This is a genomic window from Streptomyces sp. NBC_01171 (assembly GCF_045039805.1).
Classification (GTDB): Bacteria; Actinomycetota; Actinomycetes; order Streptomycetales; family Streptomycetaceae; genus Streptomyces.
Genome location: NZ_CP108609.1, coordinates 1936036 through 1957157 on the forward strand (window position 1 = coordinate 1936036; position 21122 = coordinate 1957157).

The following is a 21122-nucleotide window of genomic DNA, read 5'->3' on the forward strand; positions in this document are numbered from 1 at the left end:
TGTGAGCCCGATGAGCCAGGCGGCACAGAACCTTAACTGGTTGATCACCAACTTCGTGGACAACACTCCGGGTGTGTCCCACACCGTGGTGGTCTCCGCCGACGGACTCCTTCTGGCGATGTCCGAAGGCTTCCCCCGCGACCGCGCCGACCAGCTCGCGGCCGTCGCATCCGGTCTGACGTCCCTGACGGCAGGCGCCTCCCGCATCTTCGAGGGGGGCAGCGTGAACCAGACGGTTGTGGAGATGGAGCGGGGATTCCTCTTCATCATGTCCGTATCCGACGGTTCGTCGCTGGCGGTCCTGGCCCACCCGGAGGCGGACATCGGCCTCATCGGGTACGAGATGGCCCTTCTGGTGGACCGGGCGGGCACGGTCCTGACCCCGGATCTCCGGGCGGAACTCCAGGGCAGCCTTCTCAACTAACAAGCGGACGGTGCGCGTTCGCGTCCCGGGGCCGTAAGGTCTTGGGACGCGGCTCCACAGCGATGGTGCCCGGCACAGTCGGAGGAGGAGAAAGTGGCAACACCCCCAGGCGGTCCGTCTTCGGGCAACTGGTCGTACGGTCCCGCCCAGGGACAGGACGGCGGCTCGGCGAACGGGTACGACTTTCCCTCCGTCCCGGACCACCGGCAGCCGTACGCACCGCAGGGCCCCGGCCCTTCGCCGTACGACCAGCCGTCGGCCCCGCGCATCCAGCCGGTCCAGCCGCCGCGTCGCCAGGAGCCCGCGGCGGCCCCGTCCGGCGCCAGCAACCCCTTGGTGCGTCCGTACGCCATGACCGGCGGCCGGACCCGCCCGCGCTACCAGCTCGCCATCGAGGCGCTGGTGCACACCACCGCAGCACCGCACCAGATGCAGGGCCAGTTGCCCGAGCATCAGCGGATCTGCAACCTGTGCCGGGAGATCAAGTCGGTGGCCGAAGTCTCGGCCCTGCTGACGATCCCCCTCGGCGTGGCCAGGATTCTCGTCGCCGACTTGGCGGAGGCGGGCCTGGTCGCCATCCATCAGCCCGGCGGCGACGAGAACGCCGGCGGCCAGCCAGACGTGACACTGCTCGAAAGGGTGCTCAGTGGACTTCGCAAGCTCTAGCGGCGGTCCTTCCCGCTCCACCACCTCCGCGAAGATCGTGGTGGCGGGCGGCTTCGGCGTGGGCAAGACCACGTTCGTGGGGGCCGTCTCGGAGATCAACCCGCTGCGTACCGAGGCCGTCATGACGTCCGCGTCGGCGGGCATCGACGACCTCACCCACACCGGGGACAAGACCACCACCACGGTGGCCATGGACTTCGGCCGCATCACCCTGGACCAGGACCTGATCCTGTACCTCTTCGGTACGCCCGGTCAGGACCGCTTCTGGTTCATGTGGGACGACCTCGTACGTGGTGCCATCGGCGCCATCGTGCTGGTCGACACCCGGCGCCTGGCCGACTGCTTCCCGGCGGTCGACTACTTCGAGAACTCGGGCCTGCCGTTCGTCATCGCCCTCAACGGCTTCGACGGCAACCAGCCCTACAACCCCGACGAGGTCCGCGAGGCGCTCCAGATCGGACCGGACGCCCCCATCATCACCACGGACGCCCGCCACCGCGCGGACGCCAAGAGCGCGCTGATCACCCTGGTCGAGCACGCCCTCATGGCCCGCCTGCGGTAACTGGTCCACGCCGAGGGGGCCCTTTCCACACCGGAAGGGGCCCCTTTGTCGTACCCCGCTGCCACACTGGTCCTTCTGTGGCATGGAGGGGGATGCGATGGTGGGCGAGACAGCGGCGCTGCGGCTGGGTTCGACCGTGGCGAAGGCGGCCGCCCAGATGTGGCTCGGGGGCAAGCGCCGCGAGCAGGAACGCCGCATGGAGATGGCCGAGCTGATCCGGGTGCGCGTGTCCGGGCTGCGCTTCCAGCGGGGAGTGGAGCGGCAGTTCGACGAGATGGCCGACGCGGTCTACGACCGGCTGGCCCCGTTCCTGGAGCGTGAGTTCCCCGGCCTGGAGGAGAACAGCCGCCAGGCCGTGATCGACGCCGTGTGTGACACCTTCGCGGCGGCGGACCTCTCCGACGAGGCGATCCTGGCGGCGGACGCGAGGCCCGCGGAGATCGTGCGGCGGCTGACAGGGGCGGCACGCCCCCCGGTCGGCCTCGGCGAGGCGGAGACCCGGCTGTACGAAGTGCTCTTCGCGGAGTGCGTCGAGTACTACGTGCGGATCGTACGGGGGCTGCCCGTCTTCGAGGAGCGGGCCCTGAGTGAACTCCTCGCGCGCACCACGTCGTTGGGCGCGGAGATCGCGCGGGTGCTGCAACGGCTGCCCGACCGTTCGCTGTTCGCCCCAGAGGGCACGGACCGGGACGGCGAGTTCAGGCGCCGGTATCTGGAGCTGGTCAGCACGACCCTGGACGAGGTGGAGCTGTTCCGGCGCACCTCCGACCGGGCCGGGGCGCAGGTGCGGCTCTCGGTGGCGTACGTCAGCCTGCGGGCGACGGGGGACGAGATACGGGCGCGGCGGGAGGGGGCGAGGCGTGCGCTTTCCGCTGCTCCGGCCGGACATGAGCGACTGGGAGAACAGCGGGGGCGAGAGCGCCGGGATGCGGGTGGAGGCCGCGCTCGGCGGGCCTTCGCGGGTGCTGCTCCGGGGTGAGGCGGGGTCCGGGAAGACCACGCTGCTGCGGTGGCTGGCGGTCACGGCCGCGCGGGGCGCGTTCACCGGGGAACTGGCCGACTGGAACGGTCTGACGCCGGTCTTCGTGAAGCTGCGGGAGTACAGCGGACGGGCACTGCCGGCGCCGGAGGCGATGCTCGACTCGGTGGCCGGGCAGATCACCGGGGTGATGCCGAAGGCGTGGGTGGAGCGCCAGTTGGCCGACGGGCGGGCGCTGCTGCTGATCGACGGGGTGGACGAACTCCTGGACGCCGAGCGGCGGGGCGTGCGGGAGTGGGTGCGCAAGCTGCTGGCCGCGTATCCCGAGGTGCGGATGGTGGTGACCTCGCGTCCGGCGGCGGCCGGCGCGGACTGGCTGCGCCGGGAGAAGTTCACCGCGCTGCACCTGGACCGGATGACGCCGCCCGACCTGGCGGCGTTCGTCCGGCAGTGGCATCAGGCGGTGCGGGAGCTGGGCGAGGAGCTGCCCTGTCCGGTGGAGGAACTCCCGCGCTACGAACAGTCGTTGCTGAACAGCCTCAAGGACCGACCGCATCTCCAGTCGCTGGCGGGTACGCCGTTGCTGGCGGCCATGCTGTGCGCGATGCACCTCACCCGGGGCAGTCAGCTTCCGCGCGACCGCATGGAGTTGTACCGCAACGCCCTCCACACGCTGGTCCACGAGCGGGACGCGGACCGGAACGTGCCGAGCGCGGTGGACAGCGGGCTGAGTCTGGGCGACAAGGTGGTTCTGCTGCGGGACCTCGCGTGGCGGCTGTCGGACAACAACCGCAGCGAGATCTCCCTGGAGCAGGCGGCCGTCCACGTCGGCCGGAAGCTGGCGGGCATGCGGCACCTGGACTCCCTCCAGGACGGCACCACAGTCCTGGAAAGCCTCCGCGACCGCTCCGGCATCCTCCGCTCCCCCACCCTCGGCCGCCTGGACTTCGTCCACCGCACGTTCCAGGAGTACCTGGCGGCGGAGGAGGCAGCGGAGGAGGACCGCATCGGCAACCTGGTCGAACGAGCCCACCTGGACCTGTGGCGCGAGACGATCATCATGGCGGCGGGCCACACGAACCGGCCGCAGCGGGAGGAACTCCTGGGCGGAATCCTGGACCGGGCGGCCGCAGAGCCCCGACACGGGCGAAAGCTGCGTCTGCTGGCGGCGTCCTGCCAGGAGACCCTGCCGGAGCTGTCCGAACCACTGGCCGAGCGCGTGGACGCGGCGGTCTCCGCACTCCTGCCACCGCGCCGGACTACGGACCCGGCCGGGCTGGCGGCGGTGGGAACAAGCCTTTTGCGCAAGCTACCGCGGTCACTCGGGGAGCTGACGGAGAAGCAAGCGGTGCAGACGATCCGGACGGCATCGTTGATCGGCGGTCCCGAGGCACTGGGACTGCTGACCGAGTACTCCGACGACGAGCGTCACGAGGTCCGAAGGGCACTGATCTCAGCGTGGAGTTACTTCGATGCCGACGCGTACGCCGACGCGGTTCTCTCGGCGTTTCCTCTCGAAACACACATGCTCAGCATTTCGCACTCCGGACAATTGCGTGCGGCGTCCCGGCTACCTGTCTCCAGGCTGGGGATCACCTACCCCTTCGCGGAGTTCAAGGAGCTGGAACGGCTTCCCCCGCTCACCGAACTCGACGTGGAGGACGTGCGCCGTGGTGCTGATCTCTCCCCGTTGGCTGCGCAGGACACCCTGTCCATACTCAGTCTCATGTCTCTCGGCCCCCTGAAGGGGCAAGGCGTCCTGGAGCGTCTCAAAGGGCTGATCAGTCTGAGGTTCGTTCTCGAGGACATCCCTGTTCTCGAAGGTCTGCCCCTTGCCCCCACGCTGGTCGCTCTGTCCATGTTCGGCGCCCGGCCCGACACCGACATATCTTTCGTCGCCGATCACCCTTGCATTCACTACGTGTACCTGAACGCCGACGACCCATGCCTTCCCGCCGGCTTCCAGGCTCTGTCCACGCTGCCCGAGCTGGCTTACCTGGACCTCGCCAACATGGACCTGTCGGCAGTCACACGGTTCCCGTCACACAAGGGGGTCGTTGCCCTGGCCCATTGCGTGCTCCCCGAGGATCCGGCGACGCTGCGCACGGCGGACCTGGAGATATTGATCCGCTGACGCGAGAACGTCAGCGGCCCCGCCCTCCCGCAAGGGAGAGACGGGGCCGCAGCGTCGGTTCGAGCTCAGTGCCAGCTGTGCGGGGCGCGGAAGCCGCCCTCGCGTTCCAGGCGGCGCCAGCCCGCGCGCGGGCGGGTGCGGTGGGTCGGGGTGGTGGCCGGGCGGGCGGCGGCTCGGGCGAGGAGGACTGCCGTTATGGCGGCGACCTCCTCGGGGTCGGCGAGGCCCTTTTCGACGCGGATGTCGGCACTGGTCATGGTGATGGTCTCCGGGGTCTCGGTCACTGCGGGGGGTTGCCGTGCTTGCGGGAGGGCAGGTCGGCGTGCTTGGTCTGCAGCATCGACAGGGACCTGATCAGCACTTCGCGGGTCTCGGCGGGGTCGATCACGTCGTCGACCAGGCCGCGCTCCGCCGCGTAGTACGGGTGCATCAGCTCGGCCTTGTATTCCTTGACCATCTTCTGCCGCATCGCCTCGGGGTCCTCGGCGTCGGCGATCTGGCGGCGGAAGATGACGTTGGCCGCGCCCTCGGCACCCATCACGGCGATCTCGTTGGTGGGCCAGGCGTAGGTGAGGTCGGCGCCGATGGACTGACTGTCCATCACGATGTACGCGCCGCCGTAAGCCTTGCGCAGGATGAGCGAGATCCTCGGCACGGTCGCGTTGCAGTAGGCGTACAGCAGCTTCGCGCCGTGCCGGATGATTCCGCCGTGCTCCTGGTCGACACCGGGCAGGAAGCCCGGTACGTCCAGCAGCGTGATGATCGGGATATTGAAAGCGTCACACATCTGCACGAAGCGCGCAGCTTTTTCACTCGCCTCGATGTCCAGCACACCGGCCAGCACCTGCGGCTGGTTGGCGATGATGCCGACCACCTGGCCGTCGAGGCGGCCGAGCGCGCAGATGATGTTGCGGGCCCAGCGCTCGTGGACCTCCAGGTAGTCGCCGTCGTCGACGAGCTCCTCGATGACCTTGGTCATGTCGTAGGGCCGGTTGCCGTCGGCCGGGACCAGGTCGAGCAGGACGTCGCCACGCCGGTCGGCGGGGTCGGAGGACTCCACGCGGGGCGGGTTCTCGCGGTTGTTCTGCGGGAGCAGCGAGAGGAGGTAGCGCACCTCCGCGATGCAGGTCTCCTCGTCGTCGTACGCGAAGTGGCAGACGCCGGAGGTCTCGGCGTGCACGTCGGCGCCGCCCAGGCCGTTCTGGGTGATCTCCTCGCCGGTGACCGCCTTGACGACGTCCGGGCCGGTGATGAACATCTGCGAGGTCTCGCGGACCATGAAGACGAAGTCGGTGAGGGCGGGGCTGTAGGCCGCGCCGCCCGCGCACGGGCCGAGCATCACCGAGATCTGCGGGATGACGCCGGACGCCTTGGTGTTGCGCTGGAAGATGCCGCCGTAGCCGGCGAGCGCGGAGACGCCCTCCTGGATTCGGGCGCCGGCGCCGTCGTTCAGCGAGACCAGGGGGGCACCGGCCGCGATGGCCATGTCCATGATCTTGTGGATCTTGGTGGCGTGGGCCTCGCCCAGCGCGCCGCCGAAGATGCGGAAGTCATGGGCGTAGACGAAGACCGTACGGCCCTCCACCGTGCCCCAGCCGGTGATGACACCGTCGGTGTACGGCTTCTTGGCCTCCAGGCCGAAGCCGGTGGCGCGGTGCCGGCGGAGCTGCTCGACCTCCTGGAAGGAGTCCGGGTCGAGGAGCAGCTCGATGCGCTCCCGGGCGGTCAGCTTGCCCTTGGCGTGCTGCGCCTCGGTCGCCTTCTCGCTGGGGCCCGCCAGGGCCTGCGCCCGGATCACGTGCAGCTCGGCGACCCGCCCGCGCGCGTCCGTCGGCTCACCCGTCGTCTCTTCCAAAACGGTCATGTAGTGACCATACGAAGGACCTCGAGGAAACCGGGCCGTCGACTCCGTACAGTCTCCGGAGCGTTTTCCTGGTGCGACCGAACAGAACCGGGCCGCAATGCAGGCGTTCCGACTGCTCAGAGGGCGCCGTCTTTGTAGAGCTGCCACAAAGTGGGGGGTGTCACAGGCCCCCGGATTCCTGGGTGGGACATGCCATCCCCGGAGTGACACGGGGACACCCGGACGGCGGAACGGGGCGTCTTGGCAACCCTACCTTCCGCCGTCCGGCGCGCGTCGGCTCAGCAGCCGCCGCAGTTGTAGTACAGGACGTCCCAGTGGTTGCCCTCGTCGGCGTAGATGTTGCCCGACCCGGACTGGTACTGCGGCGCACCGTCCCCGCGCAGCCCGATGTAGCTGAAGGTGTTCTTGATGTACGAGGTGACGCAGGTGTTCTTGCCGTAGTCGAGCTTGTAGCCGTTGTAGTGCGAGTAGGTGCCGGACGCGTGGCCGACCTCGGTACCGCCGGTGATGTTGAGCGCGCAGCCGGTGGCCCGCTTCAGGGTCTGGGCACCCTGGGCGGTCGCGAGGTTGAGCTGGTCGAACGACGTACAGGTGGAGTTCTGGCGGTCGGAGCAGCCGCCGGAGGACGACCAGGTGATGCCGACGTCGCGGAACATCTGGGTGGCGGTGGCGTGGCTGATCTTGGTGACGGCGAAGGCGTCGGATGCGGTGCCGACCACGGCGACGCCCGGGGCGACGACGAGGGCGAGCGCGGTCAGGACGGAGCGGACCTTCATGAATGACCCTTCCTGCGGTTGGCCGTGCTTGCTGTGGGGCGGCTGTGCAGGTGGTGCAGACAGATGGTGCCCGAGTTCTACGCGCGTCCGCCAGAGGGCGTACCCGATAACTGTGGGTCAGGACGGAAACACACAGTGAAAGATGTTGAAAACTGAACTGAATGGGTCTACGGTGGCACACGTCGGGTTCGTTGAACGTTAAACAGACTCTCCCAAGGAGCACGCCATGGGCATCTTCAGCCGCAAGGACAGCACCCCCCAGGCCACCGCCACGGTCTCCGGCGCGGGCACCGGCCTCGCCGCGCTGACCGGCGACTACACCATCGACCCCGCGCACACCTCGATCGGCTTCACCGCGCGGCACGCCATGGTCACCAACGTCAAGGGCAGCTTCACGGAGTTCACCGGCTCGCTGCACCTGGACGGCGACGAGCCGGCGAAGTCCACCGCGACGCTGGACGTGGTGATGGACAGCATCGACACCGGCAACGGCGACCGCGACACCCACCTGAAGTCCGCCGACTTCTTCAAGACGGACGAGTTCCCGACGATGACCTTCCGCTCCACGGGCGCGGAGTCCCTCGGTGGCGACGACTACCGCATCACCGGTGACCTCTCCATCCTCGGCGTGACCCGGCCGATCACCATCGACCTGGAGTTCAGCGGCGCCGCCACCGACCCGTTCGGCAACCAGCGCGTCGGCTTCGAGGGCAAGGCCGAGCTGCTGCGCTCGGAGTGGGGCCTCACCTGGAACGCGGCCCTGGAGACGGGCGGCGTGCTGATCTCCGACAAGATCAAGCTCAGCTTCGACGTGTCGGCCATCAAGAACGCGTGAGCCCACGGCGGTCCGTCCGCACCACACGCGAGCGCCCCGCTCCCCCCGAAGAGGGGACGGGGCGCTCACGCGTGTACGAGGTCGGTCCGGGGTGTCAGAAGCCTCCGCCGCCGAAGTCCCCGCCGCCCCCGAAGTCGCCACCACCGCCGAAGTCCCCGCCGCCGAAGCCGTCGCTGAAGCCGCCGGGGTCGAAGTCGGTGCCGGACATGTCGCCGCCCTGGAAACCGCCCTGGTCCCCGAAGTCGCCGTATCCGCCGCCGAAGTCGGCCGCGTAGGACGGGGTGGCCATCATGCTGCCGAGCAGAGTGCCCGCGAGCAGGCCGGGCAGCAGGCCGCCGCCGAAGTAGCCGCCCGCCCAGGGGCCGTAGGCGGGGCCCGCGTCCCAGTAGGGGCGGCGGCCGTACTCGGTGTCCACCTCGCGGGTGGCCGGTTCGCGGCCGTCGGCGAGCCGGGTGGCGTCGGCCGCGCACACCGGCACCTCGCGGGTGCTGCCACCGGACGGGGTCCAGGTGGCGTCGGTGACGGAGGGGCCGTGCCGGGGGTCGAAGAAGCAGGGCGGGCGCCGATCGGGCAGCGGGCGCCTCTCACGGCGGGCGGCGAGCACGGCGAGGGAGTACCGGCCGTTCTCCAGCGCCTCGGTGACCCCGCGCACGTCCTCCGGCTTCCGCGCCTCGCCCATGCGGCGCTTGGCGTCGTCGTAGGCGTTGAGCGCGTTCTCGTAGTCGGTGCGCATCATGTCGTCCGCGCCGGGCTCGCCGGGCTGGAAGTCCAGGCGGTCGAGTTCCTCACCGAAGGCGGTGATGTCCTCGTCCACGACGACCCGCAGCCGCTCCAGCGCGGCCTGCTGCTCCGCCTCACGGCGGCGCCGGTTGCGGTGGCTGAGGGTGTAGACCCCGGCGCCGCCCGCCACCACGACAGCCCCGGCGACGATCAGCGCGGTGGTGGAGACCCCGCCGCCGTTGTCGGAGGAGCCCCAGGTGGAGGGGGCGTGGCCGCGTACGGTGTTGAGCGCGCGGTCGGTGAAGTCGGTGAGCTGGGCCTTGGCGCCCTCGCCCTGCACGCTGGAGACCAGGTTCTGGCGGGCGGTGGCGGAGATGACCGAGGGGTCGGCGCCGGCGGCGAAGCGGTCGCCGACGCGGATGCCGTACAGACCGGTGATGCCGGTGGCCGCACGGACGTCGCGCAGGACGCTCTTGGTCGGGTAGTCCGCGGGCAGGACCACGACGAACACCGGCTTGCCGGCGTCCTTGATCTTCTTGGCGAGGGCGTCGGCATCGGCGCGGGAGAGCTGCCCGGAGGCGGCCGGGTCGACGTAGACCGGGCTCTTGCGCAGGGCCTGGCCGATGGTGGAGGCGCTGGTGACGGCACTGGCGCCGGGTGCGAACGCGAACAGGGACACCAGGGCCATCGCCAGCGCCGCGAGCATGAGTGCGGGGAGGCTTCGGGCGCGGGTCGGGAGCACGGCCTTCATGCTTCCGACGCTACCCGAAGCCTCCCCCATCCGGTCAGGTGTACGGACTTTCGATGCTGGTCAGCGGGCCGCCCGGTACGCCTGGAGCAGCTTCAGCAGTGCCTGTCCGTACCGTCCGGTCAGCAGCGCGTGGTCGGCCTCGGCGAAGGGCTTCGACACGGCCGCCGTGATCCGCTGACCCACCTTGTGCTGGACGATCAGCCGGGCCTGGTTCACCAGCTCACGCCCCCGGCGGTCGTCGTGCCGGCGCTCGGCGGTCGCTGCCGCCTTGCCGAGGGTGGCCAGCGCACTGCCCTTGACCGCGACTCGTGTGGTCAGGCCCCACCCGTAGGGGTACTGCGGGTCGTACGCGCTGTCGCCCACGTTGATCGGCAACTGGGCCTCGCCGCGCGGCCAGGTGACGGGGAGCTGCCCGGTGAAGGGCCGCTTGCCGTAGAGCACGTCGGCGACGCCGCCGCCCTCGGTGCCGGGCAGCCAGGACGCCACCAGGGCGTCGATCTTCCTGAGCCTGTCCCCCACCAGCAGCGGGCGGCCGGACACGGTGAGCACCACGCACTTCAGGGCGCCGCACACCTTGTCCACGGTGGCCCGGTCGGCGGCGGACAGGGTCAGCTCATGGCCGTTGCCCACGTCCCCGACGCCCTCGGCGTAGGGGGTCTCCCCCACGACGACCACGCCCACGTCGTTCCCGGCGGTCGGCGCGGAGGCGTCCTTGGAGTAGGTGACCTTCCCGCCCGCCTCGCGGATGCCCGCCAGGATGGTGGTGCCCTGGGTGATGTTCCCGGAGGAACCCTGCCAGGTGATGGTCCAGCCGCCGGACTGGTTGCCGACGTCGTCGGCGTTGGACCCGGCGACGTACACCTTCTGGCTCCTGCGCAGCGGCAGCAGGTCACCGTCGTTCTTCAGCAGCACCTGGGACTTGGCGACGGCCTCGCGGGCGACGGCCCGGTGGGCCGGGGAGCCGATGGCGGCGGCGCCGGAGGTGTCGGCGTAGGGGTGCTCGAAGAGGCCGAGGCGGAACTTCTGGGTGAGGATGCGGGAGACGGCGTCGTCGATCCGCCGCTCGGTGATCCTGCCCGCCTTCACCTCGGCGGTCAGGGCCGCGCTGAACTCCTTGTAGCTGTAGGGGACCATCATCATGTCGACGCCCGCGTTGACCGAGGTGCGGACCTGGGTCGCGTAGTCGCCGGGTAGCTGGTCCACGGCGTTCCAGTCGCTGATGACGAACCCGTCGAAGCCCATGCGGCCCTTGAGCACGCCGTTGATCATGTCGGCGCGGGCGTGCATCTTGACCGGGCCGCGTCCGTCGCCGATCACGTCGAGCGAGGAGTACGAGGGCATCACGGTGCCGACGCCCCGGTCCACCGCGTCCTGGTAGGGCGCGAGGTGCACGGCCTCCAACTGCTGCCGGGTGAGGGTGGAGACGCCCTGGTCGACGGTGTAGGTGCCGGTGGTGGAGGAGCCGTAGGCGGTGCCGCCGTCGGCGACGAAGTGCTTGGCGGTGGCCAGCACCTTGTCGGCGCGGGCGAGATCGCGGCCGTCGGCGCGGCCCTGGAGGCCCTGGATCACGGTCTCCATGGACTTCACCAGCGCCGGGTCCTCACCGAAGGACTCGTAGGAGCGGCCCCAGCGTTCGTCGCGGCTGACGCACAGGCAGGGCGCGAAGTCCCAGGGGATGCCGGTGGCGCGGACCTCGGCGGCGGTCACCGCCCCGGCGCGCTGGGCGAGTTGGGGGTCACGGGTGGCGCCGAGGCCGACGTTGTGCGGCAGGACGGTGGCGCCGGTGAGGTTGTTGTGGCCGTGGACCGCGTCGACGCCGTAGATCAGCGGGATCTGGAAGCGGGTGGCCTGGGCGCGGAGCTGGAAGCCGTCGATCATCTTCGCCCACGCGGCCGGGGTGTTCGGGGTGGGCGTGGAGCCGCCGCCGGAGAGCAGTGAGCCCAGGTCGTAGGCGGCGATGTCGTTCTGGTCGGAGACGGCGCCGCGCTCGGCCTGGGTCATCTGCCCGGCCTTCTCCGCGAGCGACATCCGCCCGAGCAGGTCGGCGACGCGCTTGCGCACCGGCAACTTGGCGTCCAGGTAGGGCAGTCCGTGGGCGTCGATGACGACCTGCGGGTTCTCCGCCGGGGCCTTGGCACCGGTGACCGTGAGCTTCAGCGGTACGGTCTCGGCGGCCTCGGCGGTGCGGTCCTTCAGGGTGGCGACCTTGACCGTCCGGGAGGTCCCGGAGGGGGTGCCGGCCGGGAAGGTGAGGGTGCCGGAGGCGGGGGTGTAGTCCTTGCCGGGGCGGGCGGTGCCCTCGCCGGTGGCGTAGCCGACGGTCACCGGGGAGGTGACGGGCCCCGCGTCGGTGGTGGCCAGGGTGACGCGGACGCTCGCCGTGCCGCCTTCCTTCACCGGGCGGACGGCCGCGTCGGTGGTGACGGAGGCGCGCAGCGCCGGGTCGGCGGCGCCGTACAGCTCGACGCCGTCCATGGCGAAGCGGCCCTTGACGCCGGTCGGGAGGGTGACGGCGTAGCCCCACATCCGGGTGAGGCCGAGGACGTGGTCGATGCCGCCGACCGGCTGGTAGTCCGTGCGATAGGTGAACGCGGAGAACGGCAGCTCGATCCGCTTCCAGCCGGTGAAGTCGTCGGTGAAGGAGGTCGTCCACAGCTCGGACGCCTCGCCGTGCGCACCACCGTCCTTGATCTCGAACGTGATCTTCTTGCCGCTGTTCTGTCCCTCCCACCACAGGCGCACCCCCCGGTGGGCGGACCAGTCGTGGGCGGGGGCGGTGGCGGCGTAGTCGTGGGTGAAGCCGCCGTAGCCGCTGATGTCGTAGCTTCCGGTGAGCACCTTGGCGCCCTCGGGGGCGTCGGCGCGGGCGGTCAGCGCCAGGGTGGGCGGGTCGTCGCTGTCGCCGCCCCAGGTGAAGATGCCCTCGGCGGGCTGGGCGGCGAAGGGCACCTCGCCCTCGAAGCGGTCGACCGGCGCGGGGGCCGGGTCGGGACCGTCGGCACCGGACGCGGTGGCGATGCCTCCCGCCAGCGGGAGCAGTGCGGTCAGCAGAGCGGTGGAGACGAGCAGGGCGGTTCTGCGCATGGACCTTCCCTCGGCTCTTGGTTCACTCATGACTTAGCTCACGGCTTGAGTGAACTGGGGTCCCCTGGACCCCGTCAACCCTTCGCACGTGACATGACGTTCCGTCAACTTCACTCCGCATCACTGAGGTTGTGTGTTCGCCTTCTGAATACGCGACCCCTTGACGCGGCCCGGGAGCCGTCATTTACTCACGGCTCGCACGCCGCTGTTCCCTCATCCCCCCACCTCTGAAGGGCGGCGCCCCATGAGACGACCCCTGCGTCCGGCCCGGCTGCTGCTGGCCGCGCTGCTGACGACGGCCGGGATCACCACGCTCGCCACCCCCGCCGCGCACGCGGCCGGCGAGCCGGTCACGGCCTGGCTGACCACCACCGACGACTCCGCCGGACGGCATGTCGTCCGCGGCCTGGAGCCGCAGACGCCGTTCGCCTTCTCGGCCGGCACCTCAGGCGGCGGCGAGAACATCACGGTGGACGAGAACACCCGCTACCAGACCTTCACCGGCGGCGGAGCCTCCTTCACCGACACCGCCGCCTGGCTGATGAACAGCAGCGGCGCCCTGTCCCAGGCGACACGCGACGCCACCATGCGCAAGCTGTTCTCGCCCACGGACGGCATCGGCCTGTCCTTCCTGCGCAACCCGATGGGCGCCTCCGACCTGGCCCGCTCCGGCTACACCTACGACGACGTGCCGGCCGGGCAGACCGACCCCTCGCTGGCCAAGTTCTCCCTGGCCCACGACCTCGCGGACGTCCTCCCGCTCACCAAGCAGGCCCGTCAACTGAACCCCGATCTCACGGTGATGGCGTCCCCGTGGACGGCCCCGGCGTGGATGAAGGACAGCGGCTCGCTCAACGGCGGCTGGCTGAAGGCGGAGGACTACGGCGCCTACGCCTCGTACTTCGTCAAGTACCTCCAGGGGTACCGGGACCAAGGCGTGCCCGTCTCCTACGTCACCGCGCAGAACGAGCCGACCTGCTGCTCGGGCTACCCCTCGATGAGCTGGAACGCCGGCGGGCTGGCCTACTTCACCAAGAGCGAGCTGCTGCCCAAGCTCCAGCAGGCCGGGCTCGCCACCAAGGTGCTGGCGCACGACTGGAACTGGGACACCTACGACTCCTACGCCGCCCAGACCGTGGACGACGCGGCCGTGCGCAGCCACCCGAACTTCGGCGGCATCGCCTGGCACGGCTACGGCGGGGACGTCAACAAGCAGACGGCCGTGCACAACCAGTACCCCGCGCTGGACGCCTTCGCCACCGAGCACTCCGGGGGCACCTGGATCGCCGACCAGCAGCGCGAGGACCTGTCCGACATCATCAACTACACCCGCAACTGGGCGAAGTCGGTGACCAAGTGGTCCCTCGCGGTGGACCAGAACATGGGCCCGCACAACGGCGGCTGCGGCACCTGCACCGGCCTGATCACCGTGCACAACGGCGACGGCCGCAGCGGGAGCGTGGACTACACCGTCGAGTACTACGACATGGGCCACCTCACCAAGTTCGTCCGCCCCGGCGCCCAGCGCATCGCCTCGACGGCGTCCTCCGCCGTGCCCAACGTGGCCTGGCGCAACCCGGACGGCAGCAAGGCGCTGATCGCGTACAACGGCGCCTCCTCGGCCAGGCAGGTGACGATCAACTGGGGTGCGCAGCACGCCACTTACACACTGCCCGCCCGCACCTCGGCCACCTTCACCTGGTCCGGCGGCCAGTCCGGCGACAGCTCCCGCACCGGTGCCTTCGCCGGGCTCGCGGGCAGGTGCCTGGACGTGGCGGGCGGTTCGAGCGCCAACGGCACGGCGGTGCAGCTCTACGACTGCAACGGCAGCACCGCCCAGCAGTGGACGGTCGCCGCGGACGGCTCGGTCAGGGCGCTCGGCAAGTGCCTGGACGTGGTCTCGGCGTCGACCGCGAACGGCGCCAAGGTCCAGCTCTACGACTGCAACGGCACCGGCGCCCAGCGCTGGTCGTACAACGCGGCCACCGGGGACGTGGTGAACACCGCGGCCGACAAGTGCCTGGACGTCACGGACAACTCCTCGGCCAACGGGGCGCGGGCCCAGATATGGTCGTGCACCGGGGCGGCCAACCAGAAGTGGACGCTGAGGTAGGACGGCCCGGGTTTCCGGCGCGGGTGATGGTGGTACCCGCGCCGTACCGACCGTGACCGGGGAGCCAGAGATGACCACATCGCAGGATCTGCTGTTCGTCGCGTTGGACGTGCCCGCCGACCGCCCCGTGGAACAGGGGGATCTGTCGCTGGCGCTGGCCGCGGCGGAGCTGTTCGACCTGCTCACCGCCCAGGTGGTCACCCTGCGGGACGACCGGATCGTCCCCGTCTCGGGCCATCTCACCGGCGACCCGATGCTGGACAAGGCGGCCGCGTCGCTGATCCGCGCGGAGCCGTACGAGAGCGCGGAGGACTGGCTGTGGCGGCGCGGGGACGGGCTCTCCGCCGCCTACCGCGACGAGCTGGAGCACTCGGAGCCCTCGGGCTCCGGTCTGCGGCAGTTGTTCCGGCGGGCGGACCGGTCGGTGGACCGGATCGACTCCGACGCCCGGCGGCACGCGGCCGACCGGTGGGCCCGGCACGAGCCGCTCCTCGTGGGCCTCGCCGCCGCCCTCGGCATCGAGGAGCCCGAGCACGAGGGCGCGGCCCCGAGCGTCGAGGACGACCGGGTGGCGGTCGTCCTCGCCGCGCTCGGCGACGCGCTGACCGAGCTGGAGGGGGTGCGGCAGCGGCGGCGGATCGAGGAGGACGCGTTCGACAACGTCTGGCGCGCCCCCTGACCGCCGCCGGCGCCCGCTACTCGGCCGGTTCGACGCCCGCGCGCAGCAGCCCGTAGGTGCAGGCGTCCTCCAGCGCCTGCCAGGAGGCGGCGATGACGTTCTCCGCGACGCCGACCGTGGACCACTCCCCCGCGCCGTCGCTGGTGGAGATCAGCACGCGGGTGGTGGACCGGGTGCCGGAGGCGCCCTCCAGGATGCGGACCTTGTAGTCCACCAGCTCCAGCTTGGCGAGCTGCGGGTAGATCTTCTCCAGTGCCACCCGCAGTGCCTGGTCGAGGGCGTTGACCGGGCCGTTGCCCTCGGCGGTGGCGACGATGCGCTCGCCCTTGGCCCATACCTTCACCGTGGCCTCGTTGGCGTGGGTGCCGTCGGGGCGGTCCTCCACGATGGCCCGCCAGGACTCCACCTCGAAGTACTTCAGCGGCGCGCCCTGGGCCTCGGCGCGCAGCAGCAGCTCGAAGGAGGCGTCGGCGGCCTCGTACGTGTAGCCCTTCAGCTCGCGTTCCTTGACGCGCTCGACGACCCGGCCGACCAGGGCGCGGTCGCCGCCGAGGTCGACGCCGAGTTCCCGGCCCTTCAGCTCGATCGAGGCGCGTCCGGCCATGTCGGAGACGAGCATCCGCATGGTGTTGCCGACCCGCTCGGGGTCGATGTGCTGGTAGAGGTCCGGGTCGACCTTGATCGCGGAGGCGTGCAGGCCGGCCTTGTGGGCGAAGGCGGAGACACCCACGTAGGGCTGGTGGGTGGAGGGCGTGAGGTTGACGACCTCGGCGATGGCGTGCGAGATCCGGGTGGTCTCGCGCAGGTGCCCGTCGGGGAGGACCTTCTTGCCGTACTTCAGCTCCAGCGCGGCGACCACCGGGAAGAGGTTGGCGTTGCCGACCCGCTCGCCGTAGCCGTTGGCCGTGCACTGGACGTGGGTGGCGCCCGCGTCCACGGCGGCGAGGGTGTTGGCGACGGCGCAGCCGGTGTCGTCCTGGGTGTGGATGCCGAGCCGGGCGCCGGTGTCGGCGAGGACGGTGCCGACGACGGCGCTGATCTGCGCCGGGAGCATGCCGCCGTTGGTGTCGCACAGGACGACCACGTCGGCCCCGGCCTCGGAGGCGGTACGGACGACTGCCTTGGCGTAGGCGGGGTTGGCGCGGTAGCCGTCGAAGAAGTGCTCGCAGTCGACGAAGACCCGGCGGCCCTCGGCGCGGAGGTGGGCGACGGTGTCCCGGATCATCTCCAGGTTCTCGTCGAGCGTGGTGCGCAGCGCCAGCTCCACATGCCGGTCGTGGGCCTTGGCGACCAGCGTGATGACGGGGGCGCCGGACTCCAGCAGCGCTCTGACCTGCGGATCGTCGGCGGCTTTGGCGCCGGGGCGGCGAGTGGCGCCGAAGGCGACGAGCACCGCGTTCTTGAGCCGCAGCTCCTCGCGGGCGCGGGCGAAGAACTCGGTGTCGCGCGGGTTGGCGCCGGGCCAGCCGCCCTCGATGAAGCCCACGCCGAAGTCGTCCAGGTGCCGTGCGATGGCCAGCTTGTCCGCGACGGTGAGGTTGATGCCCTCGCGCTGCGCGCCGTCGCGCAGCGTGGTGTCGAAGACGTGGAACGAATCGTCGAGCTCGCTGGTTGCGGTCATGGTCTGAAGGCTCCTGTTGTGAATGTCGGTCTTACCGGAAATGACCGGCTCCACCGTTCCCCCCATGGTCCCTCGCGCTCCGCGTCCGGCTGCGGTTGGGCCGGAAAACGAAAAAACCCCTCGCGGGTGCGAGAGGTCTGCGCGCGGGTCGAGGACGACGGTGCCACCCGCATCTGGTCGTGCGAGGTGGTCACTGCGGACCGGCGCGCCTGCTGCCCATAATCATGGTGAGCGAGAGCACGGGGGAAGTCTGGCACAGAACGTCCGCCGTCCCACGAGGTGTCTCACCATGCGGGCCGCGCTGTCCACAGGGACCGCCCCGGAGCCTCCAGGGCGGTCCCACGGAAGAGTGACTAGCCGATGCGGTGCATCCAGCCGTGCTGGTCCTCGGTCGTGCCGCGCTGGATGTCGAGCAGGGCCTTGCGGAGGCGGAGGGTGACCTCGCCGGGCTCGCCGCCGCTCTGCTTCCACTCGGCGCCGGCCCGCTTGACGGTGCCGACCGGGGTGATCACGGCGGCGGTGCCACAGGCGAAGACCTCGGTGAGGGTGCCGTTCTCGGTGTCGCGCTGCCACTGGTCGACCGAGATGCGGCCCTCCTCGGCCTCGTAGCCGAGGTCGCGGGCGACGGCCAGCAGGGAGTCACGGGTGACGCCCTCCAGGATGGAGCCGGTCAGGGTGGGGGTGACGATCTTGTCCCCGTAGACGAAGCAGAGGTTCATGCCGCCCAGTTCCTCGACCCACTGGTGCTCGACCGCGTCGAGGTAGCAGACCTGGTCGCAGCCCTTGGTGGCGGCCTCGGCCTGGGCGAGCAGGGAGGCCGCGTAGTTGCCGCCGGTCTTGGCGTCGCCCATGCCGCCGGGGACGGCGCGGACGCGGTCCTCGGAGACCCAGATCGACACCGGCTTCACGCCGCCCTGGAAGTAGGCGCCGGCCGGGGAGGCGATGACGATGAAGAGGTACTCGTTGGACGGCTTCACGCCCAGGCCGACCTCGGTGCCGATCATGAAGGGGCGCAGGTAGAGGGAGTCCTCGCCGCCGTGCGCGGGCACCCAGTCGATGTCCTGGGCGATCAGCGCGTCGCACGCCTCGATGAAGGTCTCCACCGGCAGCTCGGGCATGCCCAGGCGGTGCGCGGAGCGCTGGAAGCGCAGGGCGTTCTGCTCAGGACGGAAGGTGGCGACCGTGCCGTCGGGCTGGCGGTACGCCTTCAGGCCCTCGAAGATCTCCTGGGCGTAGTGCAGGACGTTGGTGGCCGGGTCGAGCGGGATCGGCGCGTACGGGACGAGCTGGCCGTCGTGCCAGCCGCGGCCCTCGGTCCACTTGATCGTCACCATGTGGTCGGTGAAGCTGCGGCCGAAGCCGGGGCTGGTGAGGATCGCCTCGCGCTCCGCGGCGGCGAGCGGATGGGCGGAGGGCTTGAGCTCGATCGTGGGCGTCGTCATGGGCGGCAGTCCTTCTCTTCCTGGCGTGGGACGGGCGGCTCCGGCGGGGCGGCCGGTTCCTTGAGGTCACCCCCGGCAAGGCGCGGTACCGGTGGTGGCGGGCCGCGCTCACGCCGTCCGGGCATTCCCTCATATCGCGGCTCCGCGTTCGATTATCGCGCGGCGGGGACGCCGGAAGGAATCGGGGTGAATACGACCCAGGGCTCGATGGTGGCACCCGGCGCGGGCACGGCAAAGGGCCGCCGGGCGCCTGAAGCGACCCGGCGGCCCTTTACGGGGCCTTGCGGGTCAGCCGGTCACCCGGCCTACGAGCGCGTCGCCGATCTCGGCGGTGGTGCGCGGCGGCAGGTCCACGCGCTCGGTGAGGTCGGCGGCCACGGCCGCGTCCACGCGGTCGGCCTCGGCGCCGTACCCGAGATGGCGCAGCAGCAGGGCGACGGAGAGGACCGTGGCGGTGGGGTCGGCCTTGCCCTGTCCGGCGATGTCCGGAGCGGAGCCGTGCACCGGCTCGAACATGGACGGGTACGTACGGGCCGGGTTGATGTTGCCCGACGCGGCCACGCCGATGCCGCCGGAGACGGCCGCGGCGAGGTCGGTGATGATGTCGCCGAAGAGGTTGTCGGTGACGATCACGTCGAAGCGCTCGGGATCGGTCACCAGGTAGATGGTGGCCGCGTCGACGTGGATGTACTCGGTGGTGACCTCGGGGTACTCCTCGGCCACCTTGTTGAAGATGTTGGTCCACAGGTGCCCGGCGAAGGTGAGCACGTTGTTCTTGTGGACCAGGGTGAGCTTCTTGCGGGGGCGGCCCTGGGCGCGGGCGAAGGCGTCGCGGACGACGCGCTCGACACCGTAGGCGGTGTTCACCGAGACCTCGGTGGCGACCTCGTGCTCGGTGCCGGTGCGGATGGTGCCGCCGTTGCCCGTGTAGGGGCCCTCGGTGCCCTCGCGGACCACCACGAAGTCGATCTCCGGCTGGCCGGCGAGCGGGGTGGCGACGCCGGGGAGCAGCTTGGAGGGGCGCAGGTTGACGTGGTGGTCGAAGGCGAACCGGAGCTTCAGCAGGAAGCCGCGCTCCAGCACGCCGGACGGCACCGACGGATCACCGATGGCGCCGAGCAGGATGGCGTCGTGGGCCTTGAGGGCGTCGAGGTCGGCGTCGGTGAGGGTCTCACCGGTGGCGTGGTAGCGCCGGGCGCCGAAGTCGTACTCCTTGGTCTCCAGCTTCACGTCCTGGGGCAGGACGGCGGAGAGGACCTTGAGACCCTCGGTCACGACCTCCTGGCCGATGCCGTCGCCGGGGATCACTGCGAGATCGATGCTGCGGGACATGTCCGGCACCCTACTCCGCGTCCCACGGGATGACACGGACCGTCCGCGATGCGGACAGCGGACGGTCCGTCGGGGGCGGCTCGGCTCAGTGGCCGGTCTCGCCGCCGTTGTCCCGGCGGTCGAGGGCGCGCTGGAGGGCGGCCGCGGCCTGGGCGCGGTCGGTGTCGTTCGAACGGGAGGCGTGGCGCACGCGGCGGCGGACGGTCGTCTCGGCCATGGGAAATCGACTCCTTCGACAGAGTGGTTGCACGGCAGCGGTGAGCTGTGAGACGCCGGAAGGGGCGGAGAGCGCACGCCGCAGGGATTGCCTGCGCGGGGCGCGGCTCACGACCGCCACTCGCTGGATGGAGCGATTCGTTCGGCTCATCCCAAGCTAAGGGAACGGGCCGCGCCTGTCTGCATGATTACTCGGACTTCCTACTATCTGAGACGGCGAGCCGACTGACCTGCGCTTTTACCGGAGCGCCCTCAGCCGATGACGAAGGGCACCCGGTCGGCCAGGGGCCCGAGCAGGGCCCGCTCCGCGGATGCCGGTGTGCGGCGGCCGGTGCCGAGGAGGAGGGCGTCCGTGTCGGACAGTGCGCCGGGGAACGGCGTCCCGGCGATCCGCTCCAGCAGGGCGCGGGCCACGGCCAGGGTCCCGGGCGGCGGGGCCGGGGCGTCCGGCACGTGGGCGATCAGGTCCAGGTGGTGGAGGGTCCACTCCAGGACGTACGCGGAGAGGTAGTCCCCGGCGGTGAGGACCTCACCCTGGGTGCCGACCCGCGCGGCCGGGTCCGCGAGCCGGGCCGCGCGGCCGGCGGCCGCGCCCACGTCGTCCAGGTGGAACTGCAGCAGGGCCGGGTCCTCGTAGGCCGCCGCCAGCCGGACGGTCAGGGCGTCCAGGGGGTCCTCGCCGGTCGGCGGGGTGTGGGTGACGGTCCAGTACGTCGCCGCGTCGCGGGTCGGTTCGGTGCGGGCGGGGGTGGCGAGGGTGATCAGGACGTCCTGGGCGTCGATGACGAGGTGGCACACCAGGTCCCGGACGAGCCAGCCCGCGCAGCCTGAGGGCCGGCCGAAGTCGTCGGCGGCGAGGTCCGCCACCGCCGCCCGCAGGGCCGACCAGGAGAGGGAGAAGCCGTCCATGCCGTCCACGCCGTC

At 70.8% G+C, this 21122-nt stretch carries 18 protein-coding genes; 8 read left to right on the plus strand and 10 right to left on the minus strand.

The genetic code is table 11. The annotated features are described in order from the left end of the window. Window positions 1–10: 10 nt before the first annotated feature. The 5 genes from OG448_RS08800 (at window position 11) to OG448_RS08820 (ending at window position 4765) form a co-directional block, all read left to right on the plus strand. Entirely contained in the window at window positions 11–424 is a 414-nt protein-coding gene (locus OG448_RS08800; protein ID WP_005479603.1) for a roadblock/LC7 domain-containing protein, read from the plus strand. 93 nt (window positions 425–517) lie between these two features. Further along, on the plus strand, window positions 518–1090 hold the full coding sequence (locus tag OG448_RS08805; protein WP_405552555.1) for a DUF742 domain-containing protein: 573 nt from the start codon (window positions 518–520) through the stop codon (window positions 1088–1090). Then, on the plus strand, window positions 1071–1652 hold the full coding sequence (locus OG448_RS08810) for an ATP/GTP-binding protein (protein WP_030793786.1): 582 nt from the start codon (window positions 1071–1073) through the stop codon (window positions 1650–1652). The genes OG448_RS08805 and OG448_RS08810 overlap by 20 nt, the downstream gene beginning before the upstream one ends. A 97-nt stretch (window positions 1653–1749) precedes the next feature. Beyond that, window positions 1750–2631 carry a hypothetical protein gene (locus tag OG448_RS08815; protein WP_405552557.1) on the plus strand — a complete coding sequence of 294 codons (882 nt, stop codon included), beginning with the start codon at window positions 1750–1752 and terminating at the stop codon, window positions 2629–2631. Continuing rightward, entirely contained in the window at window positions 2540–4765 is a 2226-nt protein-coding gene (locus tag OG448_RS08820) for an NACHT domain-containing protein (RefSeq protein WP_405552559.1), read from the plus strand. Before OG448_RS08815 ends, OG448_RS08820 begins: the two co-directional genes overlap by 92 nt. 65 nt (window positions 4766–4830) lie before the next feature. On the opposite strand, the gene OG448_RS08825 is transcribed toward OG448_RS08820, so the two are convergent. The 3 genes from OG448_RS08825 to OG448_RS08835 all read right to left on the minus strand — a co-directional run bounded on the left by OG448_RS08825 (window position 4831) and on the right by OG448_RS08835 (window position 7405). Then, window positions 4831–5022 (minus strand): acyl-CoA carboxylase subunit epsilon, encoded by a 192-nt coding sequence (locus tag OG448_RS08825; RefSeq protein WP_405558727.1) that lies wholly within the window; start codon window positions 5020–5022, stop codon window positions 4831–4833. A gap of 23 nt (window positions 5023–5045) precedes the next feature. Then, entirely contained in the window at window positions 5046–6629 is a 1584-nt protein-coding gene (locus OG448_RS08830) for an acyl-CoA carboxylase subunit beta (protein ID WP_405552560.1), read from the minus strand. 278 nt (window positions 6630–6907) lie between these two features. Then, window positions 6908–7405, minus strand: coding sequence for a hypothetical protein (locus OG448_RS08835; RefSeq protein WP_405552562.1), 498 nt, complete (start codon window positions 7403–7405; stop codon window positions 6908–6910). 226 nt (window positions 7406–7631) lie between these two features. On the opposite strand from OG448_RS08835, the gene OG448_RS08840 reads away from it, so the two are divergent. Further along, on the plus strand, window positions 7632–8240 hold the full coding sequence (locus OG448_RS08840; protein ID WP_405552564.1) for a YceI family protein: 609 nt from the start codon (window positions 7632–7634) through the stop codon (window positions 8238–8240). Between the two features lie 94 nt (window positions 8241–8334). Here the strand turns inward: OG448_RS08840 and OG448_RS08845 are convergent, their stop codons facing one another. Beyond that, window positions 8335–9711, minus strand: a complete 1377-nt coding sequence (locus OG448_RS08845; protein ID WP_405552565.1) for a hypothetical protein — start codon at window positions 9709–9711, stop codon at window positions 8335–8337. A gap of 60 nt (window positions 9712–9771) precedes the next feature. Continuing rightward, window positions 9772–12795 (minus strand): glycoside hydrolase family 3 protein, encoded by a 3024-nt coding sequence (locus OG448_RS08850; protein ID WP_405552567.1) that lies wholly within the window; start codon window positions 12793–12795, stop codon window positions 9772–9774. A 244-nt stretch (window positions 12796–13039) separates the two neighbouring features. Between OG448_RS08850 and OG448_RS08855 the strand changes: the two genes are divergently transcribed. Then, on the plus strand, window positions 13040–14908 hold the full coding sequence (locus tag OG448_RS08855; protein WP_405552570.1) for a ricin-type beta-trefoil lectin domain protein: 1869 nt from the start codon (window positions 13040–13042) through the stop codon (window positions 14906–14908). Window positions 14909–14978: 70 nt separating this feature from the next. Next, on the plus strand, window positions 14979–15587 hold the full coding sequence (locus tag OG448_RS08860; protein ID WP_405552572.1) for a GPP34 family phosphoprotein: 609 nt from the start codon (window positions 14979–14981) through the stop codon (window positions 15585–15587). Between the two features lie 16 nt (window positions 15588–15603). Here the strand turns inward: OG448_RS08860 and cimA are convergent, their stop codons facing one another. The 5 genes from cimA to OG448_RS08885 all read right to left on the minus strand — a co-directional run bounded on the left by cimA (window position 15604) and on the right by OG448_RS08885 (window position 21107). Continuing rightward, window positions 15604–17208: a citramalate synthase gene (gene cimA, locus OG448_RS08865; protein ID WP_405552574.1), complete on the minus strand. Its 1605-nt coding sequence runs from the start codon at window positions 17206–17208 to the stop codon at window positions 15604–15606. A 353-nt stretch (window positions 17209–17561) separates the two neighbouring features. Continuing rightward, entirely contained in the window at window positions 17562–18650 is a 1089-nt protein-coding gene (locus OG448_RS08870) for a branched-chain amino acid aminotransferase (RefSeq protein WP_405552576.1), read from the minus strand. Window positions 18651–18938: 288 nt separating this feature from the next. Continuing rightward, on the minus strand, window positions 18939–19982 hold the full coding sequence (locus tag OG448_RS08875; protein ID WP_405552578.1) for a 3-isopropylmalate dehydrogenase: 1044 nt from the start codon (window positions 19980–19982) through the stop codon (window positions 18939–18941). Window positions 19983–20067: 85 nt separating this feature from the next. After that, window positions 20068–20199 carry a hypothetical protein gene (locus OG448_RS08880; RefSeq protein ID WP_086690483.1) on the minus strand — a complete coding sequence of 44 codons (132 nt, stop codon included), beginning with the start codon at window positions 20197–20199 and terminating at the stop codon, window positions 20068–20070. 251 nt (window positions 20200–20450) lie between these two features. Then, window positions 20451–21107: a maleylpyruvate isomerase N-terminal domain-containing protein gene (locus tag OG448_RS08885; RefSeq protein WP_405558729.1), complete on the minus strand. Its 657-nt coding sequence runs from the start codon at window positions 21105–21107 to the stop codon at window positions 20451–20453. Window positions 21108–21122 lie beyond the last annotated feature (15 nt).

Coding starts and splice junctions, on each gene's coding strand:
- OG448_RS08830 (WP_405552560.1), bottom strand. CDS start 6,629: ATGACCGTTTTGGAAGAGACGACGGGTGAGCCGACGGACGCGCGCGGG.
- OG448_RS08815 (WP_405552557.1), top strand. CDS start 1,750: ATGGTGGGCGAGACAGCGGCGCTGCGGCTGGGTTCGACCGTGGCGAAG.
- OG448_RS08845 (WP_405552565.1), bottom strand. CDS start 9,711: ATGAAGGCCGTGCTCCCGACCCGCGCCCGAAGCCTCCCCGCACTCATG.
- OG448_RS08860 (WP_405552572.1), top strand. CDS start 14,979: ATGACCACATCGCAGGATCTGCTGTTCGTCGCGTTGGACGTGCCCGCC.
- OG448_RS08800 (WP_005479603.1), top strand. CDS start 11: ATGAGCCAGGCGGCACAGAACCTTAACTGGTTGATCACCAACTTCGTG.
- OG448_RS08825 (WP_405558727.1), bottom strand. CDS start 5,022: ATGACCAGTGCCGACATCCGCGTCGAAAAGGGCCTCGCCGACCCCGAG.
- OG448_RS08870 (WP_405552576.1), bottom strand. CDS start 18,650: ATGACGACGCCCACGATCGAGCTCAAGCCCTCCGCCCATCCGCTCGCC.
- OG448_RS08840 (WP_405552564.1), top strand. CDS start 7,632: ATGGGCATCTTCAGCCGCAAGGACAGCACCCCCCAGGCCACCGCCACG.
- OG448_RS08885 (WP_405558729.1), bottom strand. CDS start 21,107: ATGGACGGCTTCTCCCTCTCCTGGTCGGCCCTGCGGGCGGCGGTGGCG.
- OG448_RS08850 (WP_405552567.1), bottom strand. CDS start 12,795: ATGCGCAGAACCGCCCTGCTCGTCTCCACCGCTCTGCTGACCGCACTG.
- OG448_RS08855 (WP_405552570.1), top strand. CDS start 13,040: ATGAGACGACCCCTGCGTCCGGCCCGGCTGCTGCTGGCCGCGCTGCTG.
- OG448_RS08820 (WP_405552559.1), top strand. CDS start 2,540: ATGAGCGACTGGGAGAACAGCGGGGGCGAGAGCGCCGGGATGCGGGTG.
- OG448_RS08880 (WP_086690483.1), bottom strand. CDS start 20,199: ATGGCCGAGACGACCGTCCGCCGCCGCGTGCGCCACGCCTCCCGTTCG.
- OG448_RS08875 (WP_405552578.1), bottom strand. CDS start 19,982: ATGTCCCGCAGCATCGATCTCGCAGTGATCCCCGGCGACGGCATCGGC.
- OG448_RS08835 (WP_405552562.1), bottom strand. CDS start 7,405: ATGAAGGTCCGCTCCGTCCTGACCGCGCTCGCCCTCGTCGTCGCCCCG.
- cimA (WP_405552574.1), bottom strand. CDS start 17,208: ATGACCGCAACCAGCGAGCTCGACGATTCGTTCCACGTCTTCGACACC.